Here is an 8,413-nt window from a genome sequence, read left to right on the forward strand (position 1 = left end):
CCCCCCCCCCCCCCCACCACAACCCCCCCCCCCCAAACCCCCGCGGCGCCCCCACGCCGGGCCCCCCGCCCCACCCGCGCCCCCCGCCCGGGCCCCCCCCCCCCCCCCCCCCCCCACCCCGGTTTAGCCCGGTTTTGCCCTCTCAGCTATGCTTGCGCCCCCTAGCAAGACCAGAGCCCGGACCGTGACCGAGACCAGCCAGACCCCCGATTTCCCCATCCTCGACGCCGCCCAGGCGCGCGTGCTGGGCTGCCTGATCGAGAAAGAGGCCACCACCCCGGACACCTATCCGCTGACGGTCAACGCCACCCAGGTTGCCGCCAACCAGAAGACCGCGCGCGAGCCGGTGATGAACCTGGAAGCCGGCAAGGTGCAGCACGCACTGCGCCAGCTGGAAGCGCTGGGCCTGGTGCGCCAGCACTTCGCCTCGCGCGCCGACCGCTACGAGCACCTGACCGGCCCCAAGCTCGACCTGCCACGCCAGCAGGTTGCCCTGCTCGGTTTGCTGCTGCTGCGCGGCCCGCAGACCGCCGGTGAGCTGACCACCCGCAGCGAGCGCATGGCCAAGTTCGCCGATGCCGCCGACCTGCGCCACCAGTTGGACCGCATGCAGCAGCGTGGCCTGGTCGTGCAGCTGCCGCGTGCTTCGGGCCAGCGCGAAGACCGCTTCATGCACCTGCTGTGCGGTGCGGTGGATGTGGATGCCCTGGCAGCGCAGTACCGTGCCCCGGCGGGCGCTGCCGCCCTGGTCGACAACAGCGCCTTGGAAGAGCGCGTGCAGCAGTTGGAGGCGACCGTCGCAGCACTGCAGGAACAGCTTGCAGCGTTGCAGGAGCAACTGGGCGGCTGAGCCGACTCAGAACGCATTCCAGCCGTAGCCCGGGTAAGCACAGCGCACCCGGGGCCTTTGGCGGAACATCGCAGATCCTAGGGATACTTGCCCCGGGTGCGCTGCGCTTACCCGGGCTACGCGGCTGAAGCGGGCATGTTGACGAACAGCAGCAGCTGTTCGTCCTTGCCCGGCAGCACCACGGTGCCGTCATCGCGGAAGCCGATTTTTTCCAGCAGCGCGACGGAGCGCGCATTGCCCTGCGAGACGATCGCACGCAGTTCGCCCAGGCCGAGCGTGCCGCGCGCGTAGGCAAGTACGCCTTGCACGGCTTCCAATGCATAGCCCTGGCCGGTGTAGGCTCCCAGCAGAGCGTAACCGACATCCGCACAGGGCAGGCCATCGCGTCGTACCAGCCCAGCGTTGCCCAACCAAGCGCCATCACTGCGGCGTTCAATCGCATACATGCCGAAGCCATTCGCGGCATAACTGCCGAAGGTGTGCTTCTGCACGTACTCGCGCGCCTGCTCCAGCGTGCGCACACCACGATCACCGATGAATTCGTGGAAACCAGGTTCGTTGAGCAGCTGGAGCATCGCGGCAGCATCGCCGTCGTCGTCACGCAGCAGGCGCAGTTGCAGGCGTTCGGTCTGGATCAAGGGCATGGCGGGCTCGGTTTTCGCCCCCTCCCTTCTGCGTAGCAGAGGGGAGGGCTGGGGAGGGGTGCTGTTCGCGCTGAGCCCCCATCAGAACGCAAAGCCAAGGCTCAAAGCTACCCCCTACCAGCCTCCCCCTTGGCTACGCCAAAGGGGAGGGGCCAAGCCATGCCCCCTCCTTCTGCACAGCAGAGGGGAAGGCTGGGGAGGGGTGCTCTGGTTTTTGCCGGTAAAGCCCCTGCCGAGCATGGCTCGGCACTACTGCCGTATCCATTGGCCACGGGAGGGCTGAGGGGCGCCCCAATCAGAGCGCAAGACCGGGGCCAAAGCTACCTCTTCCCGGCCTCCCTCTTGGCTTCGCCAAAAGGCAGGAGACAAGCATCAATCAAACAGCGCCTGGATCGCCGCCAATCCGGCCTTGGCCCGCTCCTGCTTGTGCGCCGCATCAGCTACCGGGTCCGCCCCATCGCGCTGGATCTCACCGGCCGGAATCTCATCGAAGAATCGACTGGGCTTGAGCCGGATGTGCTCGCCGAACTTTCGCGTCAAACGGCTGAAGCTCATCCACAGCTGGATCTTGGCGCGGGTGATGCCCACGTACAGCAGGCGCCGCTCTTCCTGCAGGTTGCCTTCATCCAGGCTGACCTGATGCGGCAGCACGCCGTCCTCGCAGCCAACGATGAATACATACGGAAACTCCAGGCCCTTGGACGCATGCAGCGTCATCATCCGCACCTGGTTGCCGCCGTCATCCTTGTCGTTGCGCGAGATCAGCGCCAGCTGCGCGGCCATGTCGGCGGCGCTCGCGCCGCGCGGACCGCTCTCGAACCACGAGGCCAGCTCTTCCAGGTTGTTGGCGCGACGCTCATAGCCGGCAGTGTCCTTGGCCGCGTGGCGCAGCTCGGCCAACATGCCCGAATCCTTGGCCACGCGCCGCACCAGGTCGCCGGAACTCATCTGCCGCATGTCCAGGCGCAGCGCGCGCAGGATGTCGGTGAACTTGCTCAGGCTGTTGGCCGCACGCGGGGTGAGCTGTGCCAGCGCGCCCATGCTCTCGGCAGCCTGCGCCATCGGAATGTCTTTCTCGGACGCAAGCTCCGCCAACTTGGCCAGCGTGCTTGCACCGACATCACGTTTGGGCGACTGCACCGCGCGCATGAAGGCCGTGTCGTCGTCCGGGTTCACGATCAATCGCAACCACGCCAGCGTGTCCTTCACTTCCTGCCGTTCAAGGAACACCGTGCCACCGTTGAGGTGATACGGCACACCGACCAGCTGCATCGCTTTTTCCAGCGGACGCGACTGGAAGTTGCCGCGGAACAGGATGCAGAAATCACTCCACGGAATCTTGCGGCTGGTCGCCAGGAAATGGATTTCCGCCGCCACTTTTTCCGCTTCGTGTTCGCTGTTGCGGCACTCCCACACGCGGATCCGTTCACCGTCGGCCTGGTCGGACCACAAGGTCTTCAGGTGCTCGTGCGGGTTGTGTGCGATCAACGCATTGGCCGCGCGCAGCACGCGGTTGGAACAACGGTAATTCTGTTCCAGCTTGATGATCTGCAGCTTGGGGTAATCCACGCCCATCTGCTGCAGGTTCTCGGGATTGGCGCCGCGCCAGGCATAGATCGACTGGTCGTCATCGCCCACGCAGGTGAAGTTGCCGGCGGGCCCGGCCAGCTGCTTGAGCAGGCGGTACTGGGCATCGTTGGTGTCCTGGCATTCGTCGACCAGCAGATAGCCGATGCGCTCGCGCCAGGCCAGGGCGATATCCGGGTGCTCTTCCAGCACCTGCACCGGCAGGCGGATCAGGTCATCGAAATCCACCGCATTGAACGAGGTCAGGCGGGTCTGGTACAGCTCGTAGACCATCGCCGCGTCCTTCTCGCGGTTGCTGCGCGCCGCCGCCATTGCCTGCTCGGGCGACAGCCCGGAGTTCTTGGCCCGCGAGATCAGGTTCTTCATGTCCTCGATATCGTCAGGCTTGGCATTGCTGCCACCCAGCAGATCCTTGATCTGTGCGCCGGCATCATCGGCATCGAAGATGGAGAAGTTGCGTTTCAGCCCCACCTGTTCATGTTCGATCTGCAGGAACTTCAGGCCCAAGGCGTGGAAGGTGCAGATGGTGACCTCGGCCGCGTCCTCGGCGCGCAGGCGCTTGGCCACACGCTCGCGCATTTCCTTGGCCGACTTGTTGGTGAAGGTGATCGCGGCGATGCGGCGGGCGCTGTAGCGGCCAATGCCGATCAGGTGGGCGATTTTCTCGACGATCACACGCGTCTTGCCGCTGCCGGCACCAGCCAGCACCAGCAGAGGACCTTCGGCGTGCACAGCCGCCGCGCGTTGGGGGGGATTGAGGGAGTCCAGCATGGGGTGTTTTCAGTCGCAGGCAGGCAGTGTAAGCCATCGCCCGTGAGCGCCGGCTGGCGCGGTAAAATGCGGCATGGCCAAGCTCTATTTCTATTATTCGGCGATGAACGCCGGCAAGACCACCACCCTGCTACAGTCCGCGCATAACTACCGCGAGCGCGGCATGCGCGTCGCCCTGCTGACCCCGCACCTGGACCACCGCGCCGGCACCGGCGTGGTCGCCTCGCGGATCGGCCTGCAGGCTGAAGCCACCACCTTCGAGCGCGATACCGATCTGGAGAAGCTGATCCAGCAGGACATTGCCGCCCACGGCCGGCTCGGCTGCGTGTTGGTGGACGAGGCGCAGTTCCTGAGCAAATCACAGGTGTGGCAGCTGTCCGAGGTGGTCGACCAGCTGCGCATCCCGGTGCTGTGCTACGGGCTGCGTACCGACTTCCGTGGCGAACTGTTCGAAGGCAGCCAGTACCTACTGGCCTGGGCCGACGAGATGCAGGAGATCAAGACCATCTGCCACAGCGGCAAGAAGGCGACGATGACCGTGCGCGTCGACGAGAACGGCTTTGCCGTGCAGGACGGCCCACAGGTGGAGATCGGCGGCAACGATCGCTATGTGTCGGTGAGCCGCGCCGAGTTCAAGAAGATCACCCGCGGCGAGGGGCGGATTGATCCGATGCAGGCGCCGCTGCCGTTGTAGGCCAATTTACATTGGCCCCTGTGCCCCCTAGGCTGCGACCATCTCCAAGGAAGAATGATACCCACCATGCTCCGCTATTTATTCATCATCCTGCTGTTGCCACTTTGTCTGCCCGCTGCCGCCGCCGAAACACCGCCACAAGAAGACGGGCCCTTGCTCAATGCCGGATTCCTGGATGGTCATCCGGACATGATGTACCGACAGTGGGGGGTAAACGCACTGCATCGCGGTGAAGTGGATAGCGCGATGGAAAACTTCCGGCTTTCCGCGCGCTATGCGGATAAGCCGGCGCAGGGCTACTTGGCCGAAATGTACTGGTTCGGCGTGGAACGCCCTGCAGATCGGGTGATGGCGTTTGCTTGGATGGACGTCGCAGCCGAACGCGGATACCCCTTGTTCGTCGAGCTAAGGGACCAGTATTGGGCAGCGCTTCCGCTGGAACAACAGGATGCAGCCCGTGCCCAAGCCCGACAGCTCGCCGCCGAGTATGGTGATGCTGTGGCCAAACCGCGCATCGCGGCGGTGCTGACTCGCGGCCTACGCGCAATGACAGGCAGCCGTACCGGCTCGATGTCGAATAATGTCGATATCGTCTACAACGACGGCGGAATGCAGCGCACCATCAAGGCTGACCGGATGTATGACAAGAAATACTGGGATCCCGATCTCTACCAGAAGTGGCAGGACGAAACCTGGATGAAGATCCGCCGTGGCACCGTGGAAGTGGGCAAGCCTGCGATGAGCATTCCCGCAGCCACCGACAAACCTTGATTTCGACCCGGGGCGGGATCAAAACCGCCCCGGTGTTAACGCAGCCTCGCTTGCAATCAATACAACGTCCGCTCCGGCGCACCGGCTGCCGGCGGGCTGTACTGGTACAACCACGTTTCGGTCAGGGTCTTGCCGCCGCTGCGCAGGTACAGGCGCACGTCGATCTGCTCGGTGCTGCCATCCGGCGGCACCAGGTCGAACATGGCGCGGTAGCCCTTGATCTCACGCAGCGGGCGCGCCGATACCACTTCCACGCGGCCACGGCTGGTTTCCACCACTGCCTCGACGTCGGCCTTGTCGATCAGGCCGGCCAGTTCGCCGCCTTCGAAGTCCACCGCGAAACGCCACGAGAAATACTCGCGCTTCTTGCCGATGATGCCACCCAGGCCGGTGCGGCTGGCCACGCAGTGGGCGAGCGGCGGACGTGCCGGCGGCTCGGCGCCCCAATACAGACGATAGCCGACCAGCAGTTCCTGGCCCGGCTGCGGCTTGGCCTTGGGGTTCCAGAACGCGACGATGTTGTCGAAGGTTTCATCGACGGTGGGAATCTCCACCAGCTGCACCGAACCTTCGCCCCATTGCCCCTTGGGTTCGATCCACAGGCAGGGGCGCTTCTCGTAGAACACGCCGTCGTCCTGGTAATGGTCGAAGTTGCGGTCACGCTGCAGCAGGCCGAAGCCGCGCGGGTTGTTGTCGACGAACATGTTGAAACGCAGGTTGGCCGGGTTGCACAGCGGCCGCCAGATCCACTCGCCGGCACCGTTCCACATCGACAGGCCATCGGTATCGTGGATCTCCGGGCGCCAGTCCCAATCCATGCGGCGATCGTTCTCGCCGACCTGGTACATGCTGGTGCACGGCGCGATGCCGAGCCGCTCGATTTCCTTGCGCGGGTACAACGCGCTGTCGATGTCCATCAGCAGCACATCGCCATTGGTGATGGCGAAACGATAGGCACCGGCAACGCTGGGTGAATCCAGCAGGCCATAAACAACGATGGTGTCCGAATCAGCGGCAGGCTGTTCCAGGTAATAGGCGATGAAGTCCGGGAACTCCTCCGGGCGGCCCATGCCGGTATCGATCGCCAGGCCACGCGCCGACTGCCCGTACTGGCCCTCCTTGCCCACCGCGCGGAAATAGCTGGCGCCAAGGAAGGCCGCGAAGTCACGGTCGGTATCGCTGCGGGTATTGAGGCGGAAGCCGGCGAAGCCGAGGTCGGCCGGCAACTCGCCATCGTGGATACCGCTCTTGCCGTAGTTGAAGGCCGCGCCGTCATAGGCCAGCTCCTGCGCCTTGCCATCGACCACGTCGAACATGCGCACCGGCGAATGGAAGTACAGGCCGAGGTGGAAGAACTTCGCCTGGAACTTGCCGGGCTGGTCAGCCCACAGCGCATGGTCCTGGCGGTAGCCGATGGACTGGTACTGGTCCCAGTCGAGTTTCTCCAGCGCGCCCGGCAGGGTGCGCTTGTGGCTCTTGTACGGCGCCTGCGCCAGCGCACGGGCCTGGCCCTTGAGCGTGGCGAAGTCGAAAGGCTGCGCTTGGCCCAGCCGGCGCAGGCCCAGCTGGGCGGGTTTGCCAGCCGCACAGGCGCTGAAGGCCGGAAGACCGAATGCCGCCAGGGCGGCAGCGGCGTTGCGCAGGAAGTCGCGTCGTTGCATGGAAAGACGTGCCAGTTGGGGACCGCTGCATGGTAGGCGCAATTACGTGAATCGACAGCCTCGGAGCAGGGGCGGATGAACACCGCCTTCAGCCAGCCAGCGAAAAGCCAACCCCTCCCAAACCCTCCCCTTGCCTGCGGCAAAGGGAGGGAGCAGAAGACGGTAGTGCCGAGCCATGCTCGGCAGAGGCCTTACCGGTATAGCTCCAGCACCGCAGGGCTACGCCCTAACGACACGCACCCGCCAACTGCAACGCGGCCGCATGCGCGCACAGGAATCCACGCTGCGCCGCCTCGTCATCCCCGCCGTCCCACTGCAACAGTGTCCACTGCTCGGATGCCTGCATCCGTTCGCCGGCTTGCAGCTCGCGGTAAGGCGCGTGCACTTCCATCTCCAGCAAGCCCTCGGCGATACCGCCGGCATCCAGATACAGCTCGACCTGGGCCTGCTCGGGATGGATGCTGGCACGCGGCTGCTTGGCAAAACGGATGATCAAGGCCTGGCTGCCATTGAAGCCTGCCATCCAGCCTACCGTGGGCTGCACGAACCATTTGCCGCGCGGCCCCATGCTGCCAGCACCGGCGTGCAGTACCAGCATGCCATCCGCAAAGCGATGGTCCGGCATGCCCGGATCGGGCGCCCCTTCGACACGGATGTCGCTGGCCATGCTGACCGGCACGAACACCCGGGTAGCCGGGTGGACGCGGGTGTTGAACCACAGGTCCCAGGCGACCGGCGTGTCACGGATGTTCTGGCCACTGACCTGCAGCTGCACGGTGTCGGCGCGCTCGGGGTCAATCCGGAATGTTTTCTCCAGTTGCATGCCGGTTACCGGACTGGCGGCGCCGCGCAGCCGCAGTTGCCCGGCATCGCGCTGCAGCCATTGCGCTGGGGCGAGTGACAGCCATGGGTCCGGCGGCCAGTTGGCAGCAGCAGCCCGCCGCTCGGGGTTGATCTGCTGGTGCAGCCACCACTGCGATTGCGGGCCAACCCAGACGTCATGGCCGAGGTAGGCGATGTCATCGCTGCTGGCGTTTACCACTGGATCCGGTTGCGTGCGGACCGCTGCGCCCATGCGCAGGAAATTGGGTTCGCCGTTGCGCTGCAGCGACAGCACCCGGCCGCCGAAGGCGGAGGTCGCCTGCAATTGCAGCTCACTGCTTTTCAGGACTGCGGCGTGGTCCTCCGCCGGGGTGTCGGGTTGTGCGATCGCCAGTGATGGCAGCAACAACAGACAGAGCGTGATTCGATGATGCGGCTGCATTGGGTGCTTCCTGCGGGTCAGTGCGGATCATGGCAGAGCTTGCAGCGACCGGCGCCTCCTGTAGTGGGGGGGGCGGGGGGCGGGCCGCGGGGGGGGGGGGCCGGGGGGGGGGCGGGGCGGGCGGGCCGGCGGCGCGGGGGGCGGGGGGGCGGCGGGGGGCCGGCGCGGCTG

Annotated in this window: 7 protein-coding genes; 3 read left to right on the forward strand and 4 right to left on the reverse strand. The window is 65.4% G+C overall.

Translation table 11 applies throughout. The features are described from left to right. Positions 1–184 precede the first annotated feature (184 nt). Complete coding sequence (locus AC1VWL_RS18625) at positions 185–850, forward strand: YceH family protein (RefSeq protein WP_482987672.1); 666 nt, start codon at positions 185–187, stop codon at positions 848–850. 116 nt (positions 851–966) lie between these two features. On the opposite strand, the gene AC1VWL_RS18630 is transcribed toward AC1VWL_RS18625, so the two are convergent. Both AC1VWL_RS18630 and AC1VWL_RS18635 read right to left on the reverse strand, forming a co-directional pair. Further along, a complete protein-coding gene (locus tag AC1VWL_RS18630; protein WP_482987673.1) occupies positions 967–1,494 on the reverse strand; it encodes a GNAT family N-acetyltransferase in 528 nt (175 codons plus the stop codon). 372 nt (positions 1,495–1,866) lie between these two features. After that, a complete protein-coding gene (locus AC1VWL_RS18635; protein WP_282272288.1) occupies positions 1,867–3,849 on the reverse strand; it encodes a UvrD-helicase domain-containing protein in 1,983 nt (660 codons plus the stop codon). A gap of 76 nt (positions 3,850–3,925) precedes the next feature. Here AC1VWL_RS18635 and AC1VWL_RS18640 point away from each other — a divergent pair, with 76 nt between their 5' ends. Both AC1VWL_RS18640 and AC1VWL_RS18645 read left to right on the forward strand, forming a co-directional pair. After that, a complete protein-coding gene (locus AC1VWL_RS18640; protein WP_282272281.1) occupies positions 3,926–4,546 on the forward strand; it encodes a thymidine kinase in 621 nt (206 codons plus the stop codon). A 66-nt stretch (positions 4,547–4,612) separates the two neighbouring features. Then, positions 4,613–5,317: a sel1 repeat family protein gene (locus AC1VWL_RS18645; protein WP_481615546.1), complete on the forward strand. Its 705-nt coding sequence runs from the start codon at positions 4,613–4,615 to the stop codon at positions 5,315–5,317. A gap of 56 nt (positions 5,318–5,373) precedes the next feature. Here AC1VWL_RS18645 and AC1VWL_RS18650 read toward each other — a convergent pair whose 3' ends face one another. Continuing rightward, a complete protein-coding gene (locus tag AC1VWL_RS18650) occupies positions 5,374–6,978 on the reverse strand; it encodes an OpgD/OpgG family glucan biosynthesis protein (protein ID WP_482987674.1) in 1,605 nt (534 codons plus the stop codon). Positions 6,979–7,204: 226 nt separating this feature from the next. Next, positions 7,205–8,242, reverse strand: a complete 1,038-nt coding sequence (locus tag AC1VWL_RS18655) for a DUF4380 domain-containing protein (protein WP_482987675.1) — start codon at positions 8,240–8,242, stop codon at positions 7,205–7,207. Positions 8,243–8,413 lie beyond the last annotated feature (171 nt).

The sequence above is a fragment of the Stenotrophomonas sp. STEN063 genome (genome assembly GCF_056854515.1).

What these genes read in the sequence shown, in the direction of transcription:
- AC1VWL_RS18630 (WP_482987673.1), bottom strand. Translation starts at nt 1,494, where the DNA reads ATGCCCTTGATCCAGACCGAACGCCTGCAACTGCGCCTGCTGCGTGAC.
- AC1VWL_RS18640 (WP_282272281.1), top strand. Translation starts at nt 3,926, where the DNA reads ATGGCCAAGCTCTATTTCTATTATTCGGCGATGAACGCCGGCAAGACC.
- AC1VWL_RS18645 (WP_481615546.1), top strand. Translation starts at nt 4,613, where the DNA reads ATGCTCCGCTATTTATTCATCATCCTGCTGTTGCCACTTTGTCTGCCC.
- AC1VWL_RS18650 (WP_482987674.1), bottom strand. Translation starts at nt 6,978, where the DNA reads ATGCAACGACGCGACTTCCTGCGCAACGCCGCTGCCGCCCTGGCGGCA.
- AC1VWL_RS18655 (WP_482987675.1), bottom strand. Translation starts at nt 8,242, where the DNA reads ATGCAGCCGCATCATCGAATCACGCTCTGTCTGTTGTTGCTGCCATCA.